Source organism: Microbulbifer sp. SH-1, from assembly GCF_011326135.1.
In the GTDB taxonomy this organism is placed as follows: domain Bacteria; phylum Pseudomonadota; class Gammaproteobacteria; order Pseudomonadales; family Cellvibrionaceae; genus Microbulbifer; species Microbulbifer harenosus.
The window spans coordinates 47,104-73,525 of the sequence record NZ_CP046948.1; the positions used below are offsets into that span (position 1 = coordinate 47,104).

General features: G+C 60.2%; 26 protein-coding genes and 1 other RNA gene. 18 read left to right on the forward strand and 9 right to left on the reverse strand.

What is annotated here, in order from left to right; translation table 11 throughout:
- Positions 1-17 precede the first annotated feature (17 nt).
- Complete coding sequence (gene sat / locus GNX18_RS00265) at positions 18-1,208, forward strand: sulfate adenylyltransferase (RefSeq protein ID WP_205828019.1); 1,191 nt, start codon at positions 18-20, stop codon at positions 1,206-1,208.
- Between the two features lie 106 nt (positions 1,209-1,314).
- Here sat and GNX18_RS00270 read toward each other — a convergent pair whose 3' ends face one another.
- Complete coding sequence (locus GNX18_RS00270) at positions 1,315-1,767, reverse strand: YhcB family protein (RefSeq protein WP_166214718.1); 453 nt, start codon at positions 1,765-1,767, stop codon at positions 1,315-1,317.
- A gap of 255 nt (positions 1,768-2,022) precedes the next feature.
- On the opposite strand from GNX18_RS00270, the gene zapE reads away from it, so the two are divergent.
- The 3 genes from zapE (at position 2,023) to rpsI (ending at position 4,133) form a co-directional block, all read left to right on the forward strand.
- On the forward strand, positions 2,023-3,162 hold the full coding sequence (zapE, locus tag GNX18_RS00275) for a cell division protein ZapE (protein ID WP_166220215.1): 1,140 nt from the start codon (positions 2,023-2,025) through the stop codon (positions 3,160-3,162).
- A 134-nt stretch (positions 3,163-3,296) separates the two neighbouring features.
- A complete protein-coding gene (gene rplM / locus GNX18_RS00280) occupies positions 3,297-3,725 on the forward strand; it encodes a 50S ribosomal protein L13 (protein ID WP_138235811.1) in 429 nt (142 codons plus the stop codon).
- Positions 3,726-3,740: 15 nt separating this feature from the next.
- Positions 3,741-4,133: a 30S ribosomal protein S9 gene (rpsI, locus tag GNX18_RS00285; protein WP_138235812.1), complete on the forward strand. Its 393-nt coding sequence runs from the start codon at positions 3,741-3,743 to the stop codon at positions 4,131-4,133.
- On the opposite strand, the gene GNX18_RS00290 is transcribed toward rpsI, so the two are convergent.
- On the reverse strand, positions 4,130-4,348 hold the full coding sequence (locus GNX18_RS00290) for a hypothetical protein (RefSeq protein WP_166214720.1): 219 nt from the start codon (positions 4,346-4,348) through the stop codon (positions 4,130-4,132). The genes rpsI and GNX18_RS00290 overlap by 4 nt on opposite strands.
- A 299-nt stretch (positions 4,349-4,647) precedes the next feature.
- Between GNX18_RS00290 and petA the strand changes: the two genes are divergently transcribed.
- The 5 genes from petA to GNX18_RS00315 all read left to right on the forward strand — a co-directional run bounded on the left by petA (position 4,648) and on the right by GNX18_RS00315 (position 9,426).
- The gene (petA, locus tag GNX18_RS00295) at positions 4,648-5,247 is read left to right on the forward strand and encodes a ubiquinol-cytochrome c reductase iron-sulfur subunit (RefSeq protein ID WP_138235813.1); all 600 of its coding nucleotides are present in this window, start codon (positions 4,648-4,650) and stop codon (positions 5,245-5,247) included.
- Positions 5,244-7,445 (forward strand): ubiquinol-cytochrome c reductase, encoded by a 2,202-nt coding sequence (locus GNX18_RS00300; RefSeq protein WP_166214722.1) that lies wholly within the window; start codon positions 5,244-5,246, stop codon positions 7,443-7,445. Before petA ends, GNX18_RS00300 begins: the two co-directional genes overlap by 4 nt.
- Before the next feature lie 122 nt (positions 7,446-7,567).
- Positions 7,568-8,197 carry a glutathione S-transferase N-terminal domain-containing protein gene (locus tag GNX18_RS00305; protein ID WP_138235815.1) on the forward strand — a complete coding sequence of 210 codons (630 nt, stop codon included), beginning with the start codon at positions 7,568-7,570 and terminating at the stop codon, positions 8,195-8,197.
- A gap of 23 nt (positions 8,198-8,220) precedes the next feature.
- Positions 8,221-8,613: a ClpXP protease specificity-enhancing factor gene (locus GNX18_RS00310; protein WP_138235985.1), complete on the forward strand. Its 393-nt coding sequence runs from the start codon at positions 8,221-8,223 to the stop codon at positions 8,611-8,613.
- 198 nt (positions 8,614-8,811) lie between these two features.
- A complete protein-coding gene (locus tag GNX18_RS00315; protein ID WP_138235816.1) occupies positions 8,812-9,426 on the forward strand; it encodes a Yip1 family protein in 615 nt (204 codons plus the stop codon).
- 118 nt (positions 9,427-9,544) lie between these two features.
- Here the strand turns inward: GNX18_RS00315 and GNX18_RS00320 are convergent, their stop codons facing one another.
- On the reverse strand, positions 9,545-11,554 hold the full coding sequence (locus GNX18_RS00320) for a M48 family metallopeptidase (RefSeq protein WP_166214724.1): 2,010 nt from the start codon (positions 11,552-11,554) through the stop codon (positions 9,545-9,547).
- Between the two features lie 14 nt (positions 11,555-11,568).
- Positions 11,569-12,165, reverse strand: coding sequence for a LemA family protein (locus tag GNX18_RS00325; protein WP_205828020.1), 597 nt, complete (start codon positions 12,163-12,165; stop codon positions 11,569-11,571).
- Between the two features lie 368 nt (positions 12,166-12,533).
- On the opposite strand from GNX18_RS00325, the gene GNX18_RS00330 reads away from it, so the two are divergent.
- Positions 12,534-13,712 carry an acetyl-CoA C-acyltransferase gene (locus tag GNX18_RS00330; RefSeq protein ID WP_305792238.1) on the forward strand — a complete coding sequence of 393 codons (1,179 nt, stop codon included), beginning with the start codon at positions 12,534-12,536 and terminating at the stop codon, positions 13,710-13,712.
- 80 nt (positions 13,713-13,792) lie between these two features.
- On the opposite strand, the gene GNX18_RS00335 is transcribed toward GNX18_RS00330, so the two are convergent.
- The 4 genes from GNX18_RS00335 to GNX18_RS00350 are packed head-to-tail and all read right to left on the reverse strand — an operon-like array spanning position 13,793 to position 17,349.
- On the reverse strand, positions 13,793-14,392 hold the full coding sequence (locus GNX18_RS00335) for a BON domain-containing protein (protein ID WP_138235819.1): 600 nt from the start codon (positions 14,390-14,392) through the stop codon (positions 13,793-13,795).
- A 3-nt stretch (positions 14,393-14,395) separates the two neighbouring features.
- Positions 14,396-14,989, reverse strand: a complete 594-nt coding sequence (locus tag GNX18_RS00340) for an SIS domain-containing protein (RefSeq protein ID WP_105101674.1) — start codon at positions 14,987-14,989, stop codon at positions 14,396-14,398.
- Between the two features lie 28 nt (positions 14,990-15,017).
- Positions 15,018-15,377, reverse strand: a complete 360-nt coding sequence (locus GNX18_RS00345; RefSeq protein WP_166214728.1) for a YraN family protein — start codon at positions 15,375-15,377, stop codon at positions 15,018-15,020.
- Positions 15,378-15,432: 55 nt separating this feature from the next.
- Positions 15,433-17,349: a penicillin-binding protein activator gene (locus GNX18_RS00350; RefSeq protein ID WP_166214730.1), complete on the reverse strand. Its 1,917-nt coding sequence runs from the start codon at positions 17,347-17,349 to the stop codon at positions 15,433-15,435.
- Positions 17,350-17,384: 35 nt separating this feature from the next.
- Here GNX18_RS00350 and rsmI point away from each other — a divergent pair, with 35 nt between their 5' ends.
- A complete protein-coding gene (gene rsmI, locus GNX18_RS00355; protein WP_166214732.1) occupies positions 17,385-18,227 on the forward strand; it encodes a 16S rRNA (cytidine(1402)-2'-O)-methyltransferase in 843 nt (280 codons plus the stop codon).
- Between the two features lie 57 nt (positions 18,228-18,284).
- An RNA gene (gene rnpB / locus GNX18_RS00360) (RNase P RNA component class A) lies at positions 18,285-18,663 on the forward strand.
- A 55-nt stretch (positions 18,664-18,718) separates the two neighbouring features.
- Here the strand turns inward: rnpB and GNX18_RS00365 are convergent.
- Positions 18,719-19,396, reverse strand: a complete 678-nt coding sequence (locus GNX18_RS00365; RefSeq protein WP_171018964.1) for a phosphoadenosine phosphosulfate reductase family protein — start codon at positions 19,394-19,396, stop codon at positions 18,719-18,721.
- 550 nt (positions 19,397-19,946) lie between these two features.
- Here GNX18_RS00365 and mraZ point away from each other — a divergent pair.
- From mraZ to murF, 6 genes are all read left to right on the forward strand, one after another.
- Complete coding sequence (gene mraZ, locus GNX18_RS00370) at positions 19,947-20,387, forward strand: division/cell wall cluster transcriptional repressor MraZ (protein ID WP_138235824.1); 441 nt, start codon at positions 19,947-19,949, stop codon at positions 20,385-20,387.
- A 62-nt stretch (positions 20,388-20,449) separates the two neighbouring features.
- The gene (gene rsmH / locus GNX18_RS00375; protein WP_166220219.1) at positions 20,450-21,376 is read left to right on the forward strand and encodes a 16S rRNA (cytosine(1402)-N(4))-methyltransferase RsmH; all 927 of its coding nucleotides are present in this window, start codon (positions 20,450-20,452) and stop codon (positions 21,374-21,376) included.
- A 4-nt stretch (positions 21,377-21,380) separates the two neighbouring features.
- Positions 21,381-21,656, forward strand: a complete 276-nt coding sequence (ftsL, locus tag GNX18_RS00380; RefSeq protein ID WP_240914121.1) for a cell division protein FtsL — start codon at positions 21,381-21,383, stop codon at positions 21,654-21,656.
- Positions 21,657-21,758: 102 nt separating this feature from the next.
- Positions 21,759-23,519: a penicillin-binding protein 2 gene (locus GNX18_RS00385; protein ID WP_138235825.1), complete on the forward strand. Its 1,761-nt coding sequence runs from the start codon at positions 21,759-21,761 to the stop codon at positions 23,517-23,519.
- Positions 23,516-25,054, forward strand: coding sequence for a UDP-N-acetylmuramoyl-L-alanyl-D-glutamate--2,6-diaminopimelate ligase (locus tag GNX18_RS00390; RefSeq protein WP_205828021.1), 1,539 nt, complete (start codon positions 23,516-23,518; stop codon positions 25,052-25,054). The genes GNX18_RS00385 and GNX18_RS00390 overlap by 4 nt, the downstream gene beginning before the upstream one ends.
- Positions 25,051-26,421 carry a UDP-N-acetylmuramoyl-tripeptide--D-alanyl-D-alanine ligase gene (gene murF, locus GNX18_RS00395; RefSeq protein WP_166214734.1) on the forward strand — a complete coding sequence of 457 codons (1,371 nt, stop codon included), beginning with the start codon at positions 25,051-25,053 and terminating at the stop codon, positions 26,419-26,421. The genes GNX18_RS00390 and murF overlap by 4 nt, the downstream gene beginning before the upstream one ends.
- Position 26,422 lies beyond the last annotated feature (1 nt).

The following is a 26,422-nucleotide window of genomic DNA, read 5'->3' on the forward strand; positions in this document are numbered from 1 at the left end:
ATATCTCAGGAGTTACTATGTCACTGGTTCGCCCACATGGCAGTGTCGAGCTGCAGCCCCGTTTCGTTTACGATAGCGAGCGCCACCATCAGCTGATTCACGAGGCGGAGTCTCTGCCATCCATCGTCATCAGCTCTGCGGCCGCGGCGAATGCAGTGATGCTGGGCGCCGGCTATTTCAACCCGCTGCACGGTTATATGAACCTGGCGGATACCCTGAGTGTGGCGGAAACCCTGCGCACTGTTGACGGCCTGTTCTGGCCGGTGCCGGTGGTGAATATGGTGGAAGATGCCTCCGCGGTTGCCGGCGCCAAGCGTATCGCTCTGCGCGACCCCAATGTCGAGGGCAATCCGGTGATTGCGGTGATGGATGTGGAAGCCATCGAAACCGTGAGCGATGAACAGGTGAACACTATTGCCGAACACGTGTTCGGTACCCTGGACGACGCCCATCCGGGCGTGGCGACCTTCAAGGCTGCTGGTCGTCAGCTGATCTCCGGTCCCATTGAGGTGCTGAACTTCAGCTACTTCCAGTCGGATTTCCCCGACACCTTCCGCACCGCCGTGGAAATCCGCAACGAGTTCGTCGAACACGGCTGGAGCAAGGTGGTGGCTTTCCAGACCCGCAACCCCATGCACCGCGCCCACGAGGAGCTGTGCAAAATGGCACTGGACGCGGTCGGCGCCGACGGTGTGCTGATTCACATGCTGCTGGGCAAGCTGAAAGCCGGCGACATCCCCGCGCACGTGCGCGATGCGGCCATTCGCAAAATGGTGGAAGAGTACTTCCCGAAAAATACCGTGATGGTGACCGGTTACGGTTTCGACATGCTGTACGCGGGACCGCGCGAAGCCGTGCTGCACGCCGTGTTCCGTCAGAACTGTGGCTGTAGTCACCTCATCGTTGGTCGCGACCACGCCGGGGTGGGTGACTACTACGGTGCCTTCGACGCGCAGACTATCTTCGATGAGAAGGTGCCGGAAGGTGCGCTGGAAATCGAAATTTTCCGCGCGGACCACACCGCCTACTCCAAGAAACTCAACCGTGTTGTGATGATGCGCGATGTCCCGGATCACACTAAGGATGACTTCATCCTGCTGTCCGGCACCAAGGTACGCGAGCTGCTGGGCAACGGTATCGCACCGCCCCCTGAGTTCTCGCGCCCGGAAGTGGCCCAGATCCTGATGGACTACTATCAGAGTCTGTAAATGGTCGGAGCCGGCAAACGGCAAGCACAAAAAAGGCGGGATTCCCCGCCTTTTTTGTGCTTCGAATTTGCCGCTGGCCACTCTTCAAGTATGGCGCGGTCCCGGGTCAGCGGTTGATCGCATTTACCGGTGCGGGTGACGGTGCCTGCGCCTCCTTTTCGATGCCGTAATCTTCGGAGAGAGCGCCTTTGGTTGGGGCCCAGTCGCGCGGAGGGAATACGCTGAGGTGCTCGTCGTTGTCGCTGAGGTTACCGCTGCCGGCTTCCAGCATCTGGCGCCCGATGTCCTGATTGGACAGGCGCATGGCGCTGGTGGCGAGGTGCTCGTGCACTTCCTTATAGCTCTGGGTCAGGTTGTTGACCAGTTGGGCGGTCTGGTCAAAGTGTTCATTCACCTGCTGCTGGAAGTCCTCCAGTCTGGTGTTGGCTTCCTTCAGGCGCAGTTCCAGCTCCTGGGTGCGGTCGATGTTCTGACGGCCGCGGGTGGCGAAAAACGCGAGCAGGGCGCCCAGGGCCAGGCCGAGTACGCCGACCAGAATTAATACCGAAGTTGAGTGCACGTTACTATCTCCTCAAATTGAAAGTGGCACCGGCCGTCCATGACAGTGCCCCTATTATACGCAATTCCCGCCGCCGCGCCGCGATCCGGTTTGTGCCAAGTCGCGACGGATTTGGTAAAGTGCGCGCCGGCCGGTGTTGTGCCGGCGAATCCGGAATCACCCACCTGAATTCCCGAGATGCAGCCCGCGGCAGCGGATTGTATCCATCCCCTGGCAATGTCGCCCCCGATTGTTTTTTTGAATGGTTTCGAATTGATGGTCACGGAACAGAACCTGTCCGCCCCCGCACGACTTACGCCGCTGGAGCGCTATCAGCGCGATTTGCAGCGCCCCGACTTTGTGGCGGACCCGGCGCAGAAGGCCGCTGTGGTCGAGCTGCAGGATCTTTATGTGCGGTTGATGGCGGCCGAACGGCGAGCTGGCAGTTTGCTCGGCAGTCTGCGCCGGGTGTGGCGGCGCGGGCGCCGCCCGGAGCAGGGGCTTTACTTCTGGGGTGGAGTCGGGCGCGGCAAAACTTATCTGATGGACGCTTTTTTTGAGTCCCTGCCCTTTGAGCAGAAACAGAGAACCCACTTTCACCGGTTTATGCGCGATGTGCACCGGCAGTTGAAAACCCTGGCCGGAGAGAAAAACCCGCTGGAAAAGGTGGCAGACCGGATAGCGGATCGCGCGCGGGTGCTGTGTTTTGACGAATTTTTCGTGTCGGACATCACCGATGCCATGATCCTGGCCAATTTGCTGCAGGCGTTGTTCGAGCGCGGTGTCACCCTGGTGGCCACCTCGAACATTGTGCCGCAGGGCCTATATAAGGATGGATTGCAGAGGGCGCGCTTCCTGCCGGCGATCGATTTGCTGCTGGAGCACACCAAGGTGGTCAATGTCGACAGCGGTGTGGATTACCGGCTACGCGCGCTGGAAATGGCGGAGCTCTACCATTACCCGCTGGGGGAGGAGGCCGATGCGAGTCTTGCGTGCTCCTTCCAAAGCCTGATTGTTGAAGGATGTGAGGTGCGTGAAAAGGTAAAGCTCGATGTTGAGGGGCGCCCCATTGTGGCGGTGCGGGTGGCCGACGATGTGGCCTGGTTCGGATTCAGCGAGCTCTGCGATGGGCCGCGCTCGCAGAATGACTATATCGAGCTGGCGCGGGAATTCCATACGGTGCTGCTGGCCGATGTGCCGCGTTTTGACGAGCGCATGGAGAGTCAGGCGCGCCGCTTCATCAATCTGGTCGACGAATTTTACGACCGCTGCGTCAAGCTGGTGATTTCCGCCGAGGTGCCGGTGGAATCCCTGTATGGGGGGCGACACCTGCGGTTCGAATTCGAACGCACCGTGAGCCGTCTGCAGGAGATGCAGTCGCGGGAGTTTCTGGCGCGCGCGCACCGCCCGGAATAGGGCGTTGGGCTGGGGCCGGGTTGGTCACAAGTTGCGCAACTTTGTGCTTGAAAAGCCCCGGGCCCTTATGTAGTATTCGCGCTCTTTTCGTGGGACGGGCCCCATTCGGGGACCATATACAGGTGTTTTATAACATGAAGACTTACAGTGCCAAGCCGGAAGCGGTCACTCGCGACTGGTACATTGTTGACGCTGCGGACAAGACTCTCGGCCGTATTTCCGCCGAGATCGCTCACCGCCTGCGCGGCAAGCACAAGCCTGAATACACGCCCCACGTGGACACCGGCGACTACATCGTAGTCATCAATGCCGAGAAGGTCCGCGTGACCGGCAGCAAGGCCAAAGACAAGATTTATCATCACCACTCCGGTTACCCGGGTGGTCTGAAATCCATCAGCTTTGAGAAGCTGATCGACAAGGCGCCTGAGCGCACTATTCAGAGTGCGGTAAAAGGCATGCTCCCGAAAGGCCCTCTGGGTCGCGCCATGTTCAAGAAATTGAAGGTGTACAAGGGTAGCGAACATCCTCATGCGGCCCAGCAGCCGATTGAACTGTCGATCTAAACGGAAAGCATTCTCATGGCAACTACTCAATACTACGGTACCGGCCGCCGCAAGACCTCCACTGCTCGTGTATTCATTCAGCAGGGGCAAGGTAACATCAGCGTTAACGGTCGCACTCTGGACGAATATTTCGGCCGCGAAGTGGCGCGCATGATCGTGCGTCAGCCGCTGGAGATGGTCGACATGGTCGAAAAATTTGACATCAATGTCACAGTGAAGGGCGGTGGTTCCTTTGGTCAGGCGGGTGCTATCCGTCACGGCCTGACCCGCGCTCTGATGCAGTACGACGAGTCCCTGCGTCAGCCGCTGCGCGCAGCTGGCTTCGTAACTCGCGATGCTCGTGCCGTTGAGCGGAAGAAGGTCGGCCTGCGCAAAGCGCGTAAGAAGCCGCAGTTCTCCAAGCGTTAATCAGATATTTTTGTGTTTTTTTGGCCCGGCAACTGCCGGGCTTTTTTTTGTATGCGACTCTTTCGGCGCTCAAGCGCCAGCGCACGTTCTGTATAAAATGCCGCCAGTTCGCTGCGGGGTCGCGGGTGTTCGCCCCGGGTTTCGCCTTGTATCGGTTTGGCATTTTCTTTAACATTGCGCGAATTTATATCCGCTTGCACTTGGGGTTTGGCCACTTTGTTCTAAGGCCAAGCAGGCGGGCCAGTTGTAGGGGAGTTTCTGTTTTAAGTCTCTGATTTTGCAGTGGTGAGCCAATTGCCGCTGTACGGGTGCTCTGTTCTCTCTGGTCTCGGATCGTTTTCTCGAACCATTGGGCTGCACCGTCGCTGTCAAATGCGGATTACCCTGAAGCACCGTAACTGGCCGTGTGGATTTATTGCAGAAATTTTCCGGGTTTTTTTTGGGTTTGGGCCAGTCAGCTTCGGGCTTACGTTCGTGTAGGTCAGGCGGGGCGCTGTGATGGGAGAACTACGTCATGAGTGATGACGGTGTAAATGTGGGGCGTCGTCGATTTCTGACCGCTGCTACCTCTGTTGTGGGTGCTGCAGGTGCGGTCGGGGTCGCAGTACCTTTTGTCGCCTCCTGGAATCCGAGTGCCAAGGCCAAGGCCGCTGGCGCGCCAGTCAAATACAATATCAGCAAGCTGGAGCCGGGCCAGATGGTCACGGTCGAGTGGCGCGGCAAGCCGGTGTATGTGGTGCGCCGCACCCAGGAGACACTGGATAACCTCGCCAAAGTCGCTCCGCTGCTGCGCGACCCGGAATCCACCGAGTCCAACCAGCCTCCTTACGTGAATCCTGAAAACCGTGCCATCAAGCCCCAGACGCTGGTACTGGTGGGCCTGTGTACCCACCTTGGCTGTGCGCCGATGTTCCGTCCGGAAGTGGGCGCCGCCGACTTGGGTGGCAGTGAGTGGCTGGGCGGTTTTTTCTGTCCTTGCCACGGCTCCAAATACGATATGGCCGGGCGCGTGTTCAAGGGTGTGCCTGCGCCCACCAATCTGGATGTGCCGCCGTATTCCTATGAAAGTGACGAAGTCATCGTAATTGGTGTGGATCAGGAGGGCGCAGCATGAACTGGTTAACCGCTTTGGGGGATTGGGTTGATCAGCGCCTGCCGATCTACCGCGCGTGGGATACCCACATGGGCAAGTACTACGCGCCCAAAAACTTCAACCTCTGGTATTTCTTCGGTGTGCTCTCGATGCTGGTCCTGGTGAACCAGCTGCTGACCGGTATCTGGCTGGTCATGAGCTACAACCCTTCTGCCGAGGGTGCCTTTGCCTCTGTTGAATACATCATGCGCGATGTGGAAATGGGGTGGATCATCCGCTACCTGCACTCCACCGGTGCCTCCGCCTTCTTTGTGGTGGTGTACCTGCATATGTTCCGCGGTCTGATGTACGGCTCCTACAAGCCGCCGCGCGAGCTGGTGTGGATTTTCGGCATGTGTATCTATCTGGTGCTGATGGCGGAAGCCTTCATGGGCTACGTGCTGCCCTGGGGCCAGATGTCGTACTGGGGTGCTCAGGTGATCGTTTCCCTGTTCGGTGCCATCCCGGCCATCGGCGAGGATCTGGTGCAGTGGATTCGTGGTGACTACCTGATCTCCGGTATTACCCTGACGCGCTTCTTCTCGCTGCATGTGATCGCGCTGCCGCTGGTTCTGGTACTGCTGGTTGTGCTCCACATTCTGGCACTGCACGAAGTGGGCTCCAACAACCCCGACGGTATCGAGATCAAGAAGAACAAGGATGCCAATGGCGTCCCGCTGGACGGCGTTCCCTTCCATCCTTATTACACCGTACACGACCTGGTCGGTGTGGCGGTCTTCCTGTTCGCCTTCTGTGTGGTGGTGTTCTTCTTCCCGGAAATGGGCGGTTTCTTCCTCGAATACGCCAACTTTGAAGAGGCCAACCCGCTGAAGACTCCGGAACATATTGCTCCGGTGTGGTACTTCACACCGTTCTATGCGGTGCTGCGCGCAGTGACCATGGATATCGGCCCGCTGACCGCAAAATTCCTCGGCCTGGTGGCCATGGGAGCGGCGATTGCGATCCTGTTTGTGCTGCCCTGGCTCGACAAGAGCCCGGTGAAGTCGATCCGCTACAAGGGTGTTCTGCCGAAACTGCTGTTGCTGGTGTTCGCCGCGGTGTTCATCATCCTGGGTTACCTGGGTGTGAAGTCACCAACTCCGGGACGTAACTTCCTGGCGCAGGTCGCAACCCTGTTCTACTTCGCCTTCTTCGTTACCATGCCGATCTGGACTAACCCCACTACCCGCAAGGGAATGGCTTCCTGGATCGTCAGCGGTGCGTTCGGTTTCATGTTCCTGTGGATGGCGGTAGTAAACTGGAAAGCCAGCCTGTTCGTGTGTGTGCTGTCATTGGTGTTTGCGGCTTTCTTCGCAGCACTGCCATGGCTCACCAGCCGCGACGTGGTACATCCGGTGCCGGATCGTGTCACCAGCCCCTCTGGCAGCAAGTCCTTCATCCTGCTGTTTGGCGGTATCATTGCGGTAATGTTGCTGGCATTCGTGCCCATCAAAGCGGTGGGCGCGGAGAGTTCCGTTGAGCTGGACCACATCAATATTGATTTGAATGACAAGCCGTCGCTGCAGCGCGGGGCCAAATACTTCGTCAACTATTGTATGGGTTGCCACAGTGCCAACTTCTCCCGTTGGGAGCGCGTTGCCACCGATCTGGACATTCCCAGTGAGCTGATGATGCAGAACCTGGTGCTGGGCGACGACAAGATCGGCGACCTGATGCAGATCTCCATGCAGCCCGAAGATTCCAAGGTATGGTTCGGCGCCACTCCGCCGGATCTCACTCTGGTGGCCCGCGCGCGCTCTCCGGAATGGCTTTACACTTATCTGCGTAGCTTTTACAAGGATGACAATCGCCCTACCGGTGTGAACAACAAGGTATTCCCGAATGTGGGGATGCCCCATGTGCTGATGGAGCTGCAGGGACTGCCGGAATGTGCGCCTGGTCCGAAACGCGACCACGGCAGGGTTGTGCGTGACGAGATGGGCAACCCCATCATGGACGCCAACTGCGGCAGCCTGCAGGTCAACAAGGTCAAGGGTTCCATGAGTGGCGAAGAGTATGATCAGGCGGTCTACGATCTGGTCAACTTCATGGAGTACGTCGCGGAGCCTATGGCGGAAACCCGCAAACGCGTCGGTTTCTATGTCCTGGCGTTCATCCTTGTATTCTTTATCTTTGCCTGGCTGCTGAATCGCGAGTACTGGAAAGATATTCATCACTGAGCGATTGCCAGATTGATTTTTCCGGGTGGTGGGCCGCCGGTTTCCGGCATCAGGCCCGCCGCCCGTTTTCCGTTTAAGAATGATGGTCGGAATTTCGACCAGTAGACCGAGGTAGTTCCACAATGGGTGTGCCGACCAACAAGCGCTCCTCAATGACTTTCTTTTCCGATGGTCGTTGTCATTTCAGCCACCGGGTGCGTATCGTTCTCGCCGAGAAAGGTGTAACCGTAGACATCGTTGATGTCGACCCCGAAGACAAGCCGGCGGAATTGGCTGAGCTCAATCCCTACAATTCTCTGCCCACCCTGGTGGACCGCGAGCTGGTGCTGTTCGAAACCAAGGTGATGATGGAGTACTTGGACGAACGCTTCCCGCATCCGCCGCTGCTGCCTGTGTATCCAGTGGCTCGCGCCCAGAGCCGCCAGATCATGTACCGTATCGAGCGCGACTGGGTGCCGCTGGTAGACAAGATTCTGGCTGGCGGCAAGGATGTGGCGTCCGCGCGTAAAGAGCTGCGCGACAGTCTCGTGGGTATCGCGCCGATGTTTACCGACCTGCCGTACTTCTTCAATGAAGAGTTTTCTCTGGTGGATTGCTGCATGGCGCCGCTGTTGTGGCGTTTGGACCAGTTGGAAATCGCGCTGCCGAAAACCAAGCAGGCCAAGCCGTTGCTGGATTACATGGATCGCCTCTTCGCCCGCGATGCCTTCCAGCAGAGTCTGACCGAATTCGAGCGCGAAATGCGCTCCTGAGGTGCTGATTGAACAAGCTGCCGATGACATCCAACCGCCCCTATCTGCTGCGGGCGTTTTACGAGTGGATCACCGATAACAAATGCACCCCCTATCTTCTGGTGGACACCCACCTGAAGGGGGTGCTGGTTCCCCAGCAGCATGTCAATGAGGATGGACAGATTGTCCTGAATGTCTCTGAAAGTGCGGTGATGGGATTGACGATGGATAACTACGCCATCCGCTTCAATGCCCGCTTCGGTGGTGTACCGACGGATATCCAGGTGCCTGTGGGGGCAATTGTGGGTATCTACGCGCGGGAAAATGGCCAGGGTATGGTGTTTGAACCGGAGGAAACTCCGGAACCGCCGGAACCCACACCGCCGGCCACATTCAAGAAACCGGCGAAAAAGCCGTCTCTGCGGGTGGTCAAGTAACCCAAAGTATTAAAAAGGGTCCGTTGATACGGCCCCTTTTTTTTGTCTAAACGGCGCATATACCGGGTATTCTGCGGCAGTCTCGGGGGTTGCTGCCCCCACGTGGCGGAAAATTTGACGCCGTATTCCTGTTATTGATTGGTGAATTGGCTTCGGTCTTCCGATACTGCAAGCAAGCTGTACGCAGGAGGGACCCTTGTGAAATTACTCAGCCACACCATCGGTATATTCACCAATCCGGACAGGGAATGGCGCGCCATTCGTGCCGACAAGCATTCATTCGTCCAGGTATTCCTGAGCCATGTGCCGATTCTCGCACTGATTCCCGCTGTCGCCGGGTATATCGGTGTCACCCGGGTAGGGTTTGAGCTCGGTGGGCATGTTGCGAAACTGACACCGGCAAGTGCCGCTGCGCTGGCGGTAATTACTTATCTGGCACTTCTGATCGGAATTTACCTGGTGGGTGAGTTCATCAACTGGATGGCTAAGGCCTATGGTGTGGAGGGCGATGAACCCACGCGTCACTATGAGGGTACCGCGCTCGCTGTGTTCGTCACCACTCCAGTACTGCTGGCGGGCATTGTGCTGTTCTATCCCCATCTCTGGCTGGTGGTTGCGGTGATGGGGCTGGCGGCGCTCTACTCGGTCTACCTGTTGTACGAGGGCATTCCGATCCTGATGAACATGAGTAAGGAGCGGGCCTTCTTGTACGCCAGTGCAGTGCTGACCATCGGCCTGGTGGGATTGGTTACCATAATGATCTGTTCTGTGATCATCTGGAGCATGGGTGTCGGGCCTGTGTATCAGCACTAGGAGAGAAAAAGGGCTCCTTGCGCAATTCTTTTACGTCTTCTGCAACAAAGCCGGCGGTATGCCGGCTTTGTTGCTTTCACCATTCCACTCTTGATCTGCCATATACCGGGCTCCCGGATCAGGAGGTCGCCGCCGCAGAGATGCTGCGCTCGTCATGCTGCAGCGTTGAAGCAGGGATGTCGACCAGTGGTGGCATAGGGCAATCGAGGCAGTCGGCGATGGCTCGCAGCAGTTCGATTTCCTGTGCGCGAATTTCGCCGTCGTGCGCCAGCGTGGTGGCGAGCGCTTTCAGCAATACCGGTTTTTTCAGCGGTGCGGTGTCGCGGGCGATGGCGAGGGCTTTGTCCAGTCGCTGCAGGCTGATATCCCCTGCCGCGGGCAGTGGCACCGGAGTCTGTCCCAGTGCCGTGAGCCCCGCCTCGTAGGCGCGTTTGGCGCTCAAGTAGTCGGTATTCCCGGCATGCGCCATGGCCGCCAGCAGGAAACGCTGGGCGTCCGTCCGCGCGCTGTCGCGGCTGCCCGCGGTCGTTTTGCGCTGCTGGTCCGGATTGGCCTCCAGGCTGTGGATCAGCACCCGGTACAGGGCCCATTCCCAGATCTCCACTCTGCCATCGGCGCGCAGCAGTTTGATCAGGTTGCGTTTGAAGATCTGGTACTGCTGTGGTGCCAGTGCCTTGAGCGCGGGCACACACAGATCCAACAGTGGTAGTCGACTGGTCGCGGGCAATGGCGCGAGCGACGGCTGCAACCGGTCGAACTCGCGCAACACCGCCGGATGTGCGGACTTCTCCAGCACCGCGCGCTGCAGCGCAAACTGGCTGGGCGCCATCAAGAGCCCGTAGACAAGGGCGCGCGCCGCGAAAGGGTCGTGCGCGGCGGCTTTCAGGTCTGCCGGAATTTGCGCCAGCAGTACGCTGCCCAGCGTCACCTGCGCGGCGGATGGTTGTGCGACATTGTTGTCCACCGCCGTCAGAACCCGGCCGAGGCGCGCGCGGTACTGGCTGCCGGGGGCGGAGTCGGGAGAGGGGTGTCCTGCCGCCGTGGCGGCTGGCTGAATGTTCGCTGAGTGGATACCGGAGATCTGTTCGCTGTGCGAATCTCCGGTGGTTTCTGTAGCGGCGTAGTCCCAGCCTTTCCACTGGGGGTCCAGGCGGCCGATACGCTCGGCGAGCGGCGGGTGGGTGGCAAACAGACCCAGGAAGGAGTGTTTCAGGCCGTTGGCGAAATACATATGGCTGAATTCGCTGGCGTTAACGGCGCGCAGGTGCGAGCCCTGCTGGCGACCGCCAATCTTCTTCAGTGCGCCGGCGATGCCCTGATTGCTGCGGGTAAACTGCACCGCTGAGGCATCGGCCAGATATTCCCGCTGGCGGCTTACTGCCGACTTGATCAGATTGCCGAAAAAGGTGCCGGTGTAACCGATGGCGACGAGTCCGACACCCACGCCGAATAATGCCGCGCGACCGCGGCTGTCGCGGCCGCTGCCCCAGTAACTGCCGCGCAGCAGCCAGCTACCCACCAGACCGATGATCAGGATGCCGTGCAGCAGGCCGACAATGCGGATATTGAGGCGCATGTCGCCGTTGAATATATGGCTGAATTCGTGCGCGACTACGCCCTGCAGTTCGTCGCGGCTCAACTGTTCAATACTGCCTCGGGTAAGGCCGATCACCGCGTCTGACGGCTGGTAACCGGCGGCGAACGCATTGATGGCGTCGTCGTCGAGTACATACACCTCGGGTACCGGGGTACCGGAGGCGAGCGCCATTTCCTCCACCACATTCAGTGCGCGCTGCTCCGCCAGATCCCGCGGGGCGACGTTGATCTTGCGCCCCCCGAGCGACTCCGCTACCGCGCGGCCGCCGGCTGCCAGTTGGTGCAGCCGGTAAAAGCTGGCGAGCGCGATGACCGCAGTGATGGTGATGGCAATTCCGGCAATCGTGTTCCATCCCAGTGCAGCGAGCATCCCGGTGAGACTGCTTTCCGGCCCCGCTGCGCCGGAGGCGCGGCTGATAAAGGCGAAGAACACCGTGGTAATGGCGATAAGCACGAGTACCGCTGCGGCAAACAGCGCCACCAGCAGGGTGGTGTTGCGGCGCGCCTTGTCCTGATATTCAAAGAAGTTCATGGGCGGGCATCAGATCAGAACTGCACTCGGGGCGCGGCCTGAAACGCCTCTGAGTCCGCGAACTCCAGCAGCTTGCCGTTCTCGCGATGGCCAAAGAAGCCGGCAAAAAACACCGGCGGGAAGCTCTGGCGGTAGATGTTGTAGGCGGTGACGCCATCGTTGAATGCCTGTCGCGCGAAGGCCACCTTGTTCTCGGTGCTGGTCAGTTCTTCCATCATCTGCTGGATAGTCTGGTTGGCCTTCAGGTCCGGGTAGGCTTCCATCACCACGTTCAGGCGGCCGAGAGCGCTGGTGAGCAGGCTTTCGGCATTGGCCAGGTCGGCGATGGCGGCGGCGGAGCCGGGATTGTTGGCGGCGGCTTTCAGACCGGCGAGAGCCGAATTGCGCGCACTGATCACCGCTTCCAGGGTTTCCCGCTCGTGCTTGAGATAGCTCTTGGCGGATTCCACCAGATTGGGAATCAGATCATAGCGGCGCTTCAGCTGCACTTCGATTTGCGCAAAGGCGTTCTCGTAGCGGTTCTTGAGGGAAACCAGGCGGTTGTAGATGCTGATGACGTAGAACACCAGTGCAGCGAGAACTACCAGCCAGACAATGGTCGAAATATCCATAAATGCGCACTCTCTTTGGTTGTGCAGTTGTGCTTTTGCGGATGAAGCTGTTGTGATCGGTCAGGGCGATTGGGCCGGATGGGTTCATCCGGCAGTTGCGCCAGATACTAACATGGCGGCTATCGCCTCGGGGGCACGGCGGCTATCGCCTCGGGGGCATGGCGGCGCCCGCCTTGGGGCGCAGTGGCAATCGTTCTGGAGCGTGGCGTTTTTCGCCTGGCACATGGCGACTACAACGAAGGGTGGATGGTATTGATTGCCGGAGTGTGAGGTATAATCCACCGCAAAATAAACAATCATCGCAATACCGGTCAGCCTGAGGCGGCGAATTCCGTTACAACTGGAGAGGATTCAGCATGAGTGAGCAAATTAAAGATCCGGTGGTCATTGTCGGTCTTTCCCGTACCCCTCTGGGCGCGATGCAGGGTGCGCTATCGGGTTTGAGTGCACCGGAGCTCGGAGCTGTTGCCATCCGCGCCGCCCTCGCCGATGCCGCTGTGGCGCCGGAGGATGTAGATGAAGTGCTGATGGGGTGTGTCCTGCCCGCGGGTCTCGGCCAGGCGCCGGCGCGCCAGGCGGCGCTGGGAGCCGGTATTCCCGAGGGCACACCCACGACCACCGTCAACAAGGTGTGCGGCTCAGGCATGAAAACCGTAATGATGGCCCGCGACGCACTGCTCGCCGGTGACGCCAAAGTGATCGTGGCCGGGGGTATGGAAAGTATGAGCAACGCGCCCTACCTGTTGCCAAAGGCTCGCGGCGGCATACGTCTGGGCCACGGCGAAGTGCTGGATCACATGTTTACCGACGGACTGGAAAACGCCTACGACGGCCAGTTGATGGGCAATTTTGCCGAGTGTACCGCGGACAAGTACAGCTTCACCCGCGAAGAGCAGGACAATTTTGCCCTGGAATCCCTGGCGCGGGCCAATACCGCGATTGAGACCGGAGCCTTCAAGCGGGAGATCGCTGCGGTGACCGTGTGCGGCCGCGGTGGAGAGGTGGAAGTGACCGTGGACGAGGGACCAGGCAATGCGCGCCCGGAAAAAATCCCGCAACTGCGTCCCGCCTTTCGCAAGGACGGCACGGTGACGGCTGCCAATGCCAGTTCCATTTCCGACGGTGCCGCGGCACTGGTGCTGATGCGTGAGAGCGAGGCCAAGGCGCGCGGCTTGAAAATACTGGCGGTACTGCGCGGTCAGAGCCAGTTTGCGCATGCGCCGGAGTGGTTTACCACCGCGCCGGTGTCCGCCATGGCCAGCCTGCTGAAGAAGGTCGGCTGGCAGGCGAGTGATGTGGACCTGTTTGAAATCAACGAGGCCTTTGCCGTGGTCACTATGGCGGCGATGAAGGAGCTGGATCTGCCCCGCGACAAGGTCAATGTGAATGGCGGGGCCTGCGCGCTCGGACATCCTCTGGGTGCCAGCGGTGCGCGGGTGATCGTCACACTGCTGGCGGCACTGGAAAACCGCGATCTGAAAAAAGGTGTTGCGAGCCTGTGTATCGGCGGTGGTGAGGCAACGGCAGTCGCGATCGAACGTCCCTGATCTGTTCTTTTCGCTAGGGAACACCAACAAAAAACGGAGGCTGCAGCCTCCGTTTTTTGTTGGTGGCGTGGATGATCAATCTAGTCGATATACTCCACGGCCTTCACCACTTTCTGCACGCCGCCCACCGTGCGTGCCACTTCCGCGGCGTTCTCCGCTTCCTGCCGGGTAAGCAGTCCCATCAGGTAGACCACACCATTTTCGGTGACCACCTTGATACGCCCGCTGTCGACTTCCTTATCTGCCATCAATACGCTCTTGACCTTGGTGGTCAGCCACGCGTCGCTGGTGCGTGCGAGCATGGAGGTGGAGCCGCGTACCTGAATCTCGTTGTAGACCTGGCGCACCGTGTGCACTTGCTGTGCGGTGCGCCCGGCGAGATCGCGCAGTTCATTGCTGGATACCTGACCAGTGAGCAGCACCACCCCGTTAAATGCCACTACATCGATATTTGCGGCTTTCAGGTCCGGATGCGCTTTTCCGATGTTCACCTTGGTGATGGTTTCCAGCCGCTGGTCGTCAATATAGGTGCCGAAGGTCCGCTCACCCGGATCCGGTTGTATCGGGCCGTCGTGGGTGGCATCCAGCACCGTGGCGCAGCCGGCGAGCGCAGAAATTACGCACGCGGCGACGGCGAGCTTGAGCGGGTTGAAAATTTTGGTTCCTGTTGTTGATTGCATGGTTCAGTCCTCGTATCCACCAAACAGGCTGCTGTCGATGAGATCGCACAGGCAGAACAGGGTGAGCATATGTACCTGATGTACCTCGGAGGGAACCTCGGAAGGCACATGCAGCTCAATATCGTGCACATCCAGCAGTGCCGTGCAGTCTCCCTCGCCCTCACCACCGGTCAGCGCGAGTACGCCCATATCGCGATCGTGAGCAGCGCGAATTGCTTGCACCAGGTTGGAGTCGCGGCCGTCGGTGCTGATAATTACCAGTAGGTCACCGGGATGGCCGAGTGCGCGAACCTGGCGCGCATAGGATTCGGCGCGGCCGTGATTGCGGGCCACGGTGCCAGTGGTGATGGCGTCGCCATTCAGGGCCAACGCTGGCAGCCCGGGGCGCTCGCGCTCGAATCCGCCCATCAGCTGCGCAGAGAAACTCTGCGCGAGCGCGCCGCTGAGCCCATTACCACAGATCAGTAGTTTGTTTTCAGCGAGCAGCGTGTGCACGATCATTTCGCTGGCTTCGGCAATCAAAGGTGCCAAAAGTTCACCGGCATTCATGGTGGCTTCAATGCTGCGGTGAAACAGGGTTACAACGCGCTGTTCCATCGTTTCTGTGGTTTCCTTTTGGGTAAGCCTATTGCCCGAAGGCATTTTTAATCCAGTCGATATTCAGTGTGCCGGCGATTTTATCCTGTTCGATGCTGATCACATCAAACCGGCAGGGGCAGTCGAGACGGCGATACTGCAGGTAGCCGCTGGCGGTGGCGAGCAGTTTCTTCTGCTTGCGATAGTCAACGGATACACCGGCGCCGCCAAAACTGCGGTTGCGCCGGAAACGCACTTCTACAAACACCAGCGTGGTGCCGTCGCGGGCGATAAGGTCTATTTCGCCAAAGCGACCGCGAAAACTCCGTTCGACGATGCGCAGGCCGGCTCCGGCAAGGTGCCTCTCCGCCAGCGCTTCCATCTGGTTTCCAATACTCGTGGTATCCATGAAATTCCCTTTCTATGGATTGTTGCGTCTACTGTTATGTCATTTCCCGCTGCGATCAATCAATGCGCGCGCTGCTATCGGAGATGGGGGTTCCGCTTGCAGACGTAGTGATTGGTACCGGCTTGCCGTCGTCGATTTTCGCCCAGATCTGCTCGCGCACTATGCGCCCATCGGCTGCCAGACTGAGCGAGCCGGTGAGCCCATACACTCGCTGGTTGGGGAACTGACGCAGCATCGGCAGGCGCGGATAGAGACGAAAGGCATCGGCACCCAGTGCGTACAGGCGCGCGAAGGCCGGTGACGGGTTTGCCTGTTTCACGATGTTGCGCTTGGTCTGGTTGTCGTCTTCAAACAGCCACGGCAGCGCGGTGAAGCGCACCCCGTTGATATCGCGGTCGCGCTGCGGGTCCACATTGCCGGCAAATACTTGCGAGGTGGAAAACACCGGCAGTGCACCAGCGTAGAAGAAAGACAGCATGGGTTTTATCTGGCGCGCCTGCTGCGGCTGGGCCAGCACGAACAGCATATCTACATCGCCGCGGCGGCGAGGTGTGAATTTGAGTGGGGCGGCGAGCTTGCGGCGCAACTCCGCTTCGCGATTTTTACTCTCCGGAATCAGCAGCGCGTCGCTCACCAACTGGGAAAAATTGCTGTTGTCGGTGTAATTGCGGCTAATACTGATGGTGCCGCCGAGACTGTTCCACTCTTCGGTAAATGCCTCGAGGCCGCGTTGCCCCCAGCTGGACTCGGGAGCCAGGATCATCGCCTGGCGGTGACCCAGGCGGTAGGCCTGCTGTGCAACCTGGCGCGCCTCGTCCTCAATGGCCAGGCCGAATTGCACCAGATCATCGGTGAGGCGGGCTGAGTCACCCCAGTCTCCGGCATAGTTCAGCGCCAGGGTGGGAACCGGCAGTTTTTCCGTGGCCAGCAGATTGGCCACCTTGTCCTTGTCCAGCGGACCGACAATGGCCTGGGCGCCATTGTTGATGGCGGTCTGATAGATCTCGTCAAACGGCTGCTCGGTTCCGGTGTCGTAGACCTGCACCTGTGGCGTGGGTGCGCCGGCGTCCAGCGCGCTGTAGTAGGCCGCCATGAATCCGTCGCGAATGGCGCGGCCGGCAGAGCCCAGCGGGCCCGACAGCGGCAGCAACAGGGCGACATTCTGTGCGCGTTGGGACGCCAAATGCTCGAGCAGCTGCAGGGCCTGGGGTGGGTGGCTGACCGCGGTGTGTCCGGGCCACTGCTGGCGCCAGCGGCTGAGCGCGGTGAGCTGGGTACTGATGTCTGCCTGAGTGTCGCGGCCGAGCAGCGCGAGCTGGTACCAGGCGCGCATTTTTGAGTCGAGGGAGTCGTCCGCGCGGTGGCGCAGCTCACTGGAGGGCAGCTGGGTCAGCAGTTGCCACAGGCCGTCGTTGTTGCGGCGGATGGCGTCGTCTTCCCGCGCCAGGGTGGCGATGCGCTGGCGCTCGGCGATACCGCTGTCGATGTCGCCCATCAGGTTCCACAAGTCCGCGCGCAGGTTGCGCAGCGGCAATGCGACTTCCGCGGGGATCTGGTACCAGACCTGCTCCAGTCGCGGGGCGCTGATCAGGTCGAGTGCTGTGAAAAATTCGTCGTCCGCCGCCAGTGCGCTGCCGTAGACATGGGCGTAGCGGGCATACTCGGCGTCCGTCAATTGCTCCGCGTCGATGGCGCTGGCCGCTTGCCGGGCCGTCGCGTTATCGCCCAGAGTGTATAGAATGGCGGCCGCCTGCAGCTGCGCCTGGTCCTTTGCCGGCGACGGCAGCTCGCGCGCACTGTTGAGCAGGCGTATGGCGTTCTGTCGGTTTGCGGTAGCGATATTGCCGCTATCGTTCGGGATCTGCGCGTTGCGCTCGCTGCTGGGTGTCTGGCAGCCGGCCACGGACAGCGCCAGGGCGCCGGCGGCGAGACTATGAATGATGAAGGGGATGCGCCGGTGCAGGGCGGACATATTCTTCTCCCACAAAACTTATTCTGGAGTGAACTATGGGGCTGGATAAAGCGGTGCTTTATATCGTCGCGACGCCCATTGGCAATTTGGCGGATATGGTACCGCGAGCCGTTGAAGTTCTACAATCCGCGGATCTGGTGGCCGCGGAGGACACCCGTCACAGTCAGAGACTTTTTTCGCACTTTTCCATCGATACTCCGCTGGTGGCGTACCACGACCACTCGGACGACCAGCGCACTGCGAAGATTCTCGAGCGTCTGGAACAGGGGCAGGTGGTGGCCCTCATTTCGGACGCCGGCACTCCGTTGATATCTGATCCCGGTTATCGCCTGGTGCGGGAAGCGCGCGAGCGCGGCTTTGCTGTTGTGCCCATTCCCGGGCCCTGCGCTTTCGTCGCGGCGCTGTCCGCCGCCGGCCTGCCCAGTGACCGCTTTACCTTTGAGGGTTTTCTGCCCGCCAAGCCGCTGGCGCGGGAAAAGGCCTTGCAGTCACTGGCGGGTGAGATCCGCACCATGGTGTTTTACGAAGCCCCGCATCGGGTGCTGGACACACTTGAGGCCATGCGCCAGATCTTCGGTGATACCCGCGAGGCGGTGATTGCCCGCGAGCTCACCAAGGCATTCGAGACCATTCAGCTGCTGCCGCTGGCGGAGCTGGTGGAGTGGGTGCGCGCCGACAGTAACCAGCAGCGGGGCGAGATTGTCCTGCTGGTAAGGGGGGCGGATGCTACCAAAGCCGCCGAACTGGATGCGGAATCGGAGCGGGTGATGAAGCTGCTGCTCGCTGAGCTGCCCCCCAAGCGCGCGGCGGCGGTGGCGGCGGAGATTACCGGGGTAAACAAGAAGTTGTTGTATAACTGGTCGCTGGAGCAAAAGTAGGGTTTGGCGCCGGTTTTAGTGCTTGCATCTGTGGTCAGCGCTCATTAACCTTCGCGCCGAGTCAGCCAGACAATCGCTGTCGTGCCGCTTTCGGGTGGTGTGGTGGAGGAAAGTCCGGGCTCCATAGGGTGGGGCGCCAGGTAACGCCTGGGGGGCGCGAGCCTACGGAAAGTGCAACAGAGAGCAGACCGCCGATGGCTTCCCTGAATTTCGGTTTGGGGGAGTACAGGTAAGGGTGAAAGGGTGCGGTAAGAGCGCACCGCGCGACTGGTAACAGTTCGTGGCACGGTAAACCCCGTTCGGAGCAAGACCAAATAGGCCCTCTATAGGTGTGACCCGCACTGAGGGCGGGTAGGTCGCTTGAGGTGTGTGGTGACACACATCCCAGATGAATGATTGTCCTCGACAGAACCCGGCTTATCGGTTGACTCACCTACTTCCAGATGGCCGGCAGCCGCGTCGCGGTTGCCGGCCATCCTCCAATCAAGCGCTTACTTCTGCAGCAACAATCCACACTCCCGGTGCTCTTCACCCTTGGTGGGGTCGAAGTACACATCGTTGTCCGGCAGGTCGTTCTCGTAGACGTATTCCTCCACATCGATTTCCTTTAAGTGGAACATCGGTGCCACGCGAATGGTGCCGTGGTTGCCTTTGGTGAACACGTCGAGGCCCTTGCGGTGGGCGTTCTGGTCGTGGCGGATACCGTTCAGCCACACATCCGGCTTCAGTTCCTGCATGGCGCGGTTAAAGGGCTCGAGTTTCACGGTGCGGGAGAAAAAGTCGTGCTCCGGGGTATCCAGGGGAGGAATACCGCCGTAGACCGCGTTGTAGTGGGCGGCGGACATTTTCGGTGAGTAGGTGTGCAGGTTCAGATCCAGCAGCTTGATGACCTTCTCGATATGGCGGTAGGTCTCCGGCGTGTTGTACCCGTGGTCTACCCAGATGACCGGTATGTCGGGTCTGGCCTGTGTTACCAGGTGCAGGAACGCCACGGCCAGTGGCCGGAAGTTGGTAAACACCACCGGGTTTTCCGCCTCGGCAACAGTGAACTGGATGATTTCACTGGGCTTGCTGGTGTTGAAACGCTGGTTGAGCGCATCCAGATCCGCCCCGTGGTGGAAGGTGCGGGAGAGGGGTGTCTGTGTGCTCAGTCCTGCTGAAAAGCCCATGGCCGGTTTCCTGCTGATTGTCGGATAGCGCAAAGCTACAGCGACTTTAACTCCATTAAAAATAATAAAAGCTGATTTTTATATGTCTCATCGTTCTATGTGGCTCGTGAGGCAGTGTGAGGAGCGCCCTGGGGTGTCGCGCTTTGTCCGCGTTGGGTGTCGGATTGCGGTGGTGCTCCTGAGTATCCACTCACCTTTCCTAAACCCTTTGCCCGCCAGCGGGCTTCCTTACAAAGTTAAAGTAACTTGTCAGCTTGCCAAAGTAAGTGCTTGCTTTGCTGTGCAGTTGCCCGCGGCTGCTGCTGTGTGAAATGTGAACACTCCGCCTGCAGCCCGCGAAATTACTGGGCTTTTTCCTCTCTTGCGCGGTGTATTTCCTTGACTTTACGCCGCTCAGATTTATAGTGTTCGGAGTGGGGAAAAGTGGAAAATTGTGGGTCTTGGTGGGTTAGATGTGGTTGTGAGTGGATAATCACCTACCGCCAGGGCAAAGCAAGCAGGTTTCACTCCGCGCAACAAAACACTGTCAGGGAAACCGAAGACCCGATCCATGTATCTGGGAAGTCACGCAATCAACATGGACGCCAAGGGGCGTCTGGCCATTCCGGCGCGAGTCAGGGACTCGCTGCTGGAAGATTGCGGCGGCCGTCTGGTGGTGACGGCGCATACGGAAGAGCGTTGCCTGCTCGTCTATCCTGAACCTCAGTGGCGCGAAATTTTACCGAAAATCGAGGCGCTCCCCAGCTTCAACAAGGTGGCGCGCCGCGCCCAGCGACTGCTGATCGGCTACGCCTGCGAACTGCAGGTGGACGCCAACGGGCGGGTGTTGATTCCGCCAACCCTGCGCGAATACGCGGGGCTCGAGAAGAAGTTGATGTTGGTTGGGCAGGGCAAGAAGCTGGAACTCTGGAGCGAGGACCGCTGGATGTCGTGGCTCGACGATGAGGGCGACGGCGATATGCCGGAGGAAATGGTTTCACTGTCCCTGTAACTGATTTGTGTCAGGGGCGGCAGGCCAGGAATGAATTTTTGACAATCACAGGAGGGCGCCGGGTGTCCCAGGAACTGCATCGCAGTGTGTTGTTACGCGAGGCTGTGGACGCCCTGGTGGTGGACCCCGACGGCTTTTATATCGATGGCACGTTTGGCCGTGGCGGCCACAGCGCGCTTGTGTTGGAGCTGCTCGGGAGCGGCGGCCATCTGTTGGCTATAGACAAAGACCCGCAGGCGGTTGAGTTTGCCCGCAGCCGCTTTCACGGGGAGTCGCGCTTTGAGATCTGGCACGGGTCGTTTGCGGATATGGACCTGGCTGCAGGAGATATGGCGGGCCGGGTGTCGGGTATTCTGCTGGACCTCGGCGTGTCCTCGCCGCAGCTGGATCAGCCTGAGCGCGGTTTCAGCTTTATGCAGGACGGCCCGCTGGACATGCGTATGGACACCAGTCGCGGCATCAGTGCCGCGGACTGGGTGAACAGTGAATCCGAGGCAGAGTTGGCGTGGGTGTTCAAGGAGTATGGTGAAGAGCGTTTTGCCCGACGCATAGCGGGCGCCATCGTGCGGCGCCGGGCGGAGAAGCCATTTGTGCGCACCCTGGATCTGGCGGAAGTGGTCAAGGCGGCGAACCCCGCCTGGGAAAAGGGGAAGCACCCGGCCACGCGCGTGTTCCAGGCAATCCGGATTCACGTGAATGGGGAGCTGGAAGACCTGCAGCAGGCGCTGGCGAAATCGCTGGCGCTGCTCAAGCCGGGCGGTCGTCTGGTAGTGATCAGCTTCCACTCGCTGGAGGATCGTATGGTGAAGCGGTTTATTCGCGAGCAGGAGAAGGGGCCGCAGTTGCCCCGCGGGCTGCCGGTAATGGACCGTCAGATCCAACGGACCCTGCGATCCGTGAGCAAGGCAGTCAAGGCCGAAGCGCAGGAAGTGGGTGAGAACGTGCGCTCCCGCAGTGCCGTTATGCGCATCGCCGAGCGGCTGGGGTAGTCCAGTGCGCGGAAACCGTTGGCTGTTGGTGTGTCTGTGGGGGCTGGTGATGCTGTCGTCTCTTGGCGTGGTGCACACCACCCAGCGGAGTCGAGCGCTGACCGCGCAGTTGGAGCAGGCTCAGCGATACCGCGATGAATTGCGTTACGAGCAGGAGCGCCTGCTGCTGGAGCGCGGCGCCTGGTCCGCCTACAGCCGTATTGAGCAGGTGGCGCGGGAGCGGTTGGACATGCGCGCGCCGACGCCCGGCGAACGGATATTGGTGCGCTCTGGGCGCTGATGCCGGGATTGATGGACAAAGACGAACGCGACAAAAACATAAGGTACCACCGCGCAGCGGGGTGCCAAACCGATAACAGCAGGGTAGGGAAAGGGATCTGCCATGGGCGCAGTGAAAAAGCAGCAACCGCAGCCGGGTATTGCCCGCTGGCGCTTCGCGCTGGTGGCCGGTTTGCTGTGCCTGCTCGCTGTGGCGCTGGTTGTGCACCTGGCCGGCCTGCAGGTGCTGCCGGAACAGGACAAGGGTTTCCGCTTCCTGCAGGACCAGGGGCGCGCCCGCACCATCCGAACGGAAGAAATCGCCGCCTACCGCGGTTCCATTGTTGATCGCAACGGCGAGCTGCTGGCCGTCAGCACCCCGGTTCAGACCATCTGGGCCAACCCGCAACTGCTGAAAGAAGCGTCCGAGTCTCAACTGCGCGCCCTGGCCGCTGCCCTGGGTGTACCGGCGGCCAGTCTCGCAAAGCGCCTGGAAAAGTACCGCAACAAGGGGTTTATGTACCTGCAGCGCCATATGACGCCGGAGCAGGCGCACAAGGTGCTGGCTCTGGATCTGGCCGGCGTTTACAGCAAGAAGGAGTACCGCCGTTTTTACCCCGCCGGTGAGGTCACCGCCCAGTTGCTGGGCTTTACTAATATTGACGATCGCGGTCAGGAAGGGCTCGAACTCGCCTATGAGCAGTCCCTTGCCGGCGAGCCGGGCAAGCGTCAGGTAGTGAAAGATCTCAAAGGGCGCACCGTGCAGGATTTGGCAGTGAAGCAGGAGGCGCGCCCGGGGCGCGACCTGCAGCTCACCATCGACATGCGCCTGCAGTACCTGGCCTATAGGGAGCTTAAGAAGGCGGTGGCTGAGAACGGTGCCGCTGCTGGTTATATGGTGATTTTGGACACTCGCAGTGGTGACGTGTTGGCGATGGCTAATCAGCCTTCCTTTAACCCCAACAATCGCCAGGGAGTAAAAGCTGCGGCGATGCGCAATCGCGCGTTGATCGACCAGTTTGAGCCGGGGTCCACCGTCAAGCCCCTGACCGCGCTGGCGGCGCTGGAGAGTGGACGCTACCAGCCGCACACACCGATCAACACCAGTCCGGGCTATATCCGCCTGCCGGGCAAAACCCTACTGGACCCGGTGAACTACGGCACGATCGACCTGACCAGAGTGATCACCAAGTCCAGTCAGGTGGGTATCACCAAGGTGGCGATGGATCTGGAACCGGAAACCCTGCGTGAACTTTTTTACCGCATGGGGCTCGGAGAAGCGGTTGGCACCGGATTCCCCGGGGAGGCCCCGGGGATACTGCCCAGCCGCACACGCTGGCATCCCATTGAGTTGGCCAACTTTGCCTTCGGCTACGGTTTGACAGTGAATGCTGTGCAGCTGGCCCAGGCCTACAGTGTGGTTGCCAACGCCGGGCTCAAACGCCCGGTTTCACTCATTATGGAACCGGGTAAAAAGGCTGCCGAGGCGGATCGTGTGGTGGAGCCGAAACTGGCGCGCCAGGTGACGACCATGCTGGAGACCGTGATCAGTTCTGTCGGTACCGGCAAGCGCGCCGCGGTGGAAGGCTACCGGGTGGCGGGTAAAACCGGCACCGTGCACAAGGTGGGCAGCGAAGGCTATGCCGACAGCCGCTATCGCTCGGTGTTTGCCGGGTTTGCACCCGCCGAGAACCCGCGCCTGGCGGCGGTCGTGGTGATAGAGGAGCCCAGTACCGTCAAATACTCCGGTGGCGAGGTTGCCGCGCCGGTGTTCGGAAAAGTAATGACCGGTGCCATGCGCCTCCTGCAGGTGCCGCCGGCAGAAATTGTGCCCGCTGAACAACAGCTGGCGACGCAGCTCGACGAGAGAGGTACAACGTCGTGACCCAGCGCAATTCCACGCAAAATCGCACCGCTACCCTGTCCGCTCTGTTGCCGGGCTACGCAGGCATTCCCAATATCGAAGTCACTGGTGTGGCTCTCGACAGCCGTCAGGTCAAGGCGGGTGATGTCTTTATGGCGCTGCGCGGCACTCAGGTCGACGGCCGCGAGTACATCGACGCCGCCATTGCGCGGGGCGCCGCCGCGGTGCTCGCCGACGGCGAAACCCTCGGCGCCGAGGAGCGCGGCGGTATCCAGGTGATGACCGTGCCCGGGCTCGCCGCGCGCGTAGGCGAAATTGCCGCGCGTTTTTACCAGCATCCCACCGAGTCCATGTATCTGGTGGGTGTGACCGGCACCAACGGTAAATCCACCTGTGCTTTCCTCACCTCTCAGCTACTGGCACGCCATTTTGGCAGCGCTGCGGTGATGGGCACCATTGGCAACGGCGTGTGGAAAGACGGTGCAATCCATCTTGAGGAAACCGGGCTGACCACCCCCGATCCGGTGCGACTGCAAGCGGACTACGCGGCCTTCTACGCCCAGGGAGCGCGCGCCGCGGCGATGGAAGTCTCCTCCCACTCCCTGTCACAGGGGCGGGTGCACGGGTTGGTATTCGATACCGCCGTATTTACCAATCTCACCCGCGACCATTTGGACTATCACGGCAATATGGCCGCCTATGGCGCCGCTAAGGAAAAGCTGTTCGGACTGCCAAAGCTGAAGCGCGGTGTCATCAATGTCGATGACCCCTTCGGCGCGCAGATGGTGGAGCGCTGCAAGTTGCGCGGCCTGAAAGTGATTACCTACGGTCTGCAAGCGGGCGATGTGCAGGTGCGCAATCTGAAGCGTCTCGACAGCGGCTTCTCGGTACACCTGATTACTCCGTGGGGGGAAGGTGAACTGCATGCGCCATTGATCGGTGACTTTAATATCCACAACGCACTCGCGGTAGTGGCGGCGGCTGCGGCGGCGGGAATGCCGCTGGCGGATATCCTTGCGGCCTTTCCGCATATCCAACCGGTGCCGGGGCGCATGGAGCGGGTCTCCAGCGGCAATGCCGATGAGGTCAGTGTGCTGGTGGACTACGCACATACGCCGGATGCCCTGCGCGCAGCGCTGGAGGCGGCGCGTCCATACTGTCGCGGTAAGTTGTGGTGTGTGTTCGGCTGCGGCGGCGACCGGGATACCGGTAAACGCGCTCCCATGGGGCGCATTGCCGCGGAGCTGGCCGATCACGTGGTTGTTACCAGTGACAACCCCCGCAGCGAAAATCCGCAGTCCATTATCGACGGCATTCTCGAGGGTATCGACGGTGGCGTGGATGGTGTTCGCTGCGTGGTAAATGTGGATCGCGCCGAGGCCATCCGCTACGCCATCAGCCAGGCCACCGCCGGTGACACCGTGCTGATTGCCGGCAAGGGCCATGAGGACTACCAGTTGATCGCGGGTGAAAAACTGCATTTCTGCGATCGTGAGCAGGCCGCCGCCGCACTGGCGCAGCGCGCCGCCGGAGAGGTGGAGGCCAGCCGCCCATGATCGCCCCCATTTCCCTGCAGCAATTACAGCAGCGTTTCGGCGGTGAGCTGATTAACGGCTCGGTGTCGTTTACCGCCGTGTGTACCGACACCCGCAAGCTGGACCCGGGCGCGCTGTTTGTGGCGCTGCGGGGGGAAACTTTCGATGCGCACGATTTTCTTGCTGACATCGACGGCAATGCGCTGGGCGTGGTGACGGAAAAAGTGATTGAGGGCTCGTCCCTGCCGCAGTGGCTGGTGGCTGACACCACCATTGCCCTGGGGCAGATCGGCCGTCTGTGTCGCGAACAATTTAACGGTCCGGTGATCGGCATTACCGGTTCCTGTGGCAAGACCACGGTGAAAGAAATGCTGGCGTCGATTTTCGGCCAGAGCCACCGGGTATGTGTGACCCGCGGCAACCTGAACAACCATTTCGGGGTGCCCATGACCCTGTTTTCCCTCGCGCCGGAACACCAGGTGCTGATCGTGGAAATGGGCGCGAGCGGGCCGAATGAAATCGGCTACCTGTGCGGCATCGCCAGGCCGGGAATTACCGCGGTCAACAACGTGATGCCAGCACATGTGGAGGGCTTTGGCTCAGTGGATGGCATCGCCACCGCCAAGGGGCAGATCTACACCAGCCTCGAGCCCGGTGCCATTGCGGTGCTGAACGCGGACGACAACTACGCAGATTACTGGCGCGGCGAAATGCCGGAAGGTGTGCACACCCTGGAAGTTGGTTTAGGTCACCAGTGCGCCGTGCATGCGGACAACATTGTAATAGACGCATTGGGCTGCGCGTCCTTCGATCTGGTGGTGGAAGGCGTAAGCCACCCGGTGCAGCTGCAACTGCTCGGCGAGCACAACGTGCACAACGCACTGGTCGCCGCCGGCTGCGCCTATGCGGCGGGAATACCGGTTGCGGAAATTGCCACCGGACTCAGCGCGCTGTCGGGCGTTGGCGGTCGCATGCAGTCCGTCGTAGGTAAACGCGGCGCGACGGTGATCGACGACAGCTACAACGCCAACCCGGGTTCTGTCAGCGCTGCCATCGAACTGCTGGCGCAGCGCGATGGCAAGAAGATCCTGGTGCTGGGAGATATGGCGGAGCTGGGGCCGGAGGCGGACAAGGCGCACCGCGATATGGGCCGGCTGGCGCGGGAGCGGGGCATCGATCAACTGTTTACCCTCGGCACTCTGAGTGCTGCGGCGAGTATTGAATTTGCCGCGGGTCGGCAACACGTTCAAAAGAATTTTTCCGAGCGCGAGGCCTTGATCCAGGCACTGGCGCCGGAACTGGATGGGAACACCACTGTGCTGGTGAAAGGTTCCCGCAGTGCGCGCATGGAACTGGTCGTGCAGGCACTCACCAACGGGAATCAATAAA

Coding starts and splice junctions, on each gene's coding strand:
- sat (WP_205828019.1), top strand. CDS start 18: ATGTCACTGGTTCGCCCACATGGCAGTGTCGAGCTGCAGCCCCGTTTC.
- zapE (WP_166220215.1), top strand. CDS start 2,023: ATGGTCACGGAACAGAACCTGTCCGCCCCCGCACGACTTACGCCGCTG.
- rplM (WP_138235811.1), top strand. CDS start 3,297: ATGAAGACTTACAGTGCCAAGCCGGAAGCGGTCACTCGCGACTGGTAC.
- rpsI (WP_138235812.1), top strand. CDS start 3,741: ATGGCAACTACTCAATACTACGGTACCGGCCGCCGCAAGACCTCCACT.
- petA (WP_138235813.1), top strand. CDS start 4,648: ATGAGTGATGACGGTGTAAATGTGGGGCGTCGTCGATTTCTGACCGCT.
- GNX18_RS00300 (WP_166214722.1), top strand. CDS start 5,244: ATGAACTGGTTAACCGCTTTGGGGGATTGGGTTGATCAGCGCCTGCCG.
- GNX18_RS00305 (WP_138235815.1), top strand. CDS start 7,568: ATGGGTGTGCCGACCAACAAGCGCTCCTCAATGACTTTCTTTTCCGAT.
- GNX18_RS00310 (WP_138235985.1), top strand. CDS start 8,221: ATGACATCCAACCGCCCCTATCTGCTGCGGGCGTTTTACGAGTGGATC.
- GNX18_RS00320 (WP_166214724.1), bottom strand. CDS start 11,554: ATGAACTTCTTTGAATATCAGGACAAGGCGCGCCGCAACACCACCCTG.
- GNX18_RS00325 (WP_205828020.1), bottom strand. CDS start 12,165: ATGGATATTTCGACCATTGTCTGGCTGGTAGTTCTCGCTGCACTGGTG.
- GNX18_RS00335 (WP_138235819.1), bottom strand. CDS start 14,392: ATGCAATCAACAACAGGAACCAAAATTTTCAACCCGCTCAAGCTCGCC.
- GNX18_RS00340 (WP_105101674.1), bottom strand. CDS start 14,989: ATGGAACAGCGCGTTGTAACCCTGTTTCACCGCAGCATTGAAGCCACC.
- GNX18_RS00345 (WP_166214728.1), bottom strand. CDS start 15,377: ATGGATACCACGAGTATTGGAAACCAGATGGAAGCGCTGGCGGAGAGG.
- GNX18_RS00350 (WP_166214730.1), bottom strand. CDS start 17,349: ATGTCCGCCCTGCACCGGCGCATCCCCTTCATCATTCATAGTCTCGCC.
- rsmI (WP_166214732.1), top strand. CDS start 17,385: ATGGGGCTGGATAAAGCGGTGCTTTATATCGTCGCGACGCCCATTGGC.
- GNX18_RS00365 (WP_171018964.1), bottom strand. CDS start 19,396: ATGGGCTTTTCAGCAGGACTGAGCACACAGACACCCCTCTCCCGCACC.
- mraZ (WP_138235824.1), top strand. CDS start 19,947: ATGTATCTGGGAAGTCACGCAATCAACATGGACGCCAAGGGGCGTCTG.
- GNX18_RS00385 (WP_138235825.1), top strand. CDS start 21,759: ATGGGCGCAGTGAAAAAGCAGCAACCGCAGCCGGGTATTGCCCGCTGG.
- murF (WP_166214734.1), top strand. CDS start 25,051: ATGATCGCCCCCATTTCCCTGCAGCAATTACAGCAGCGTTTCGGCGGT.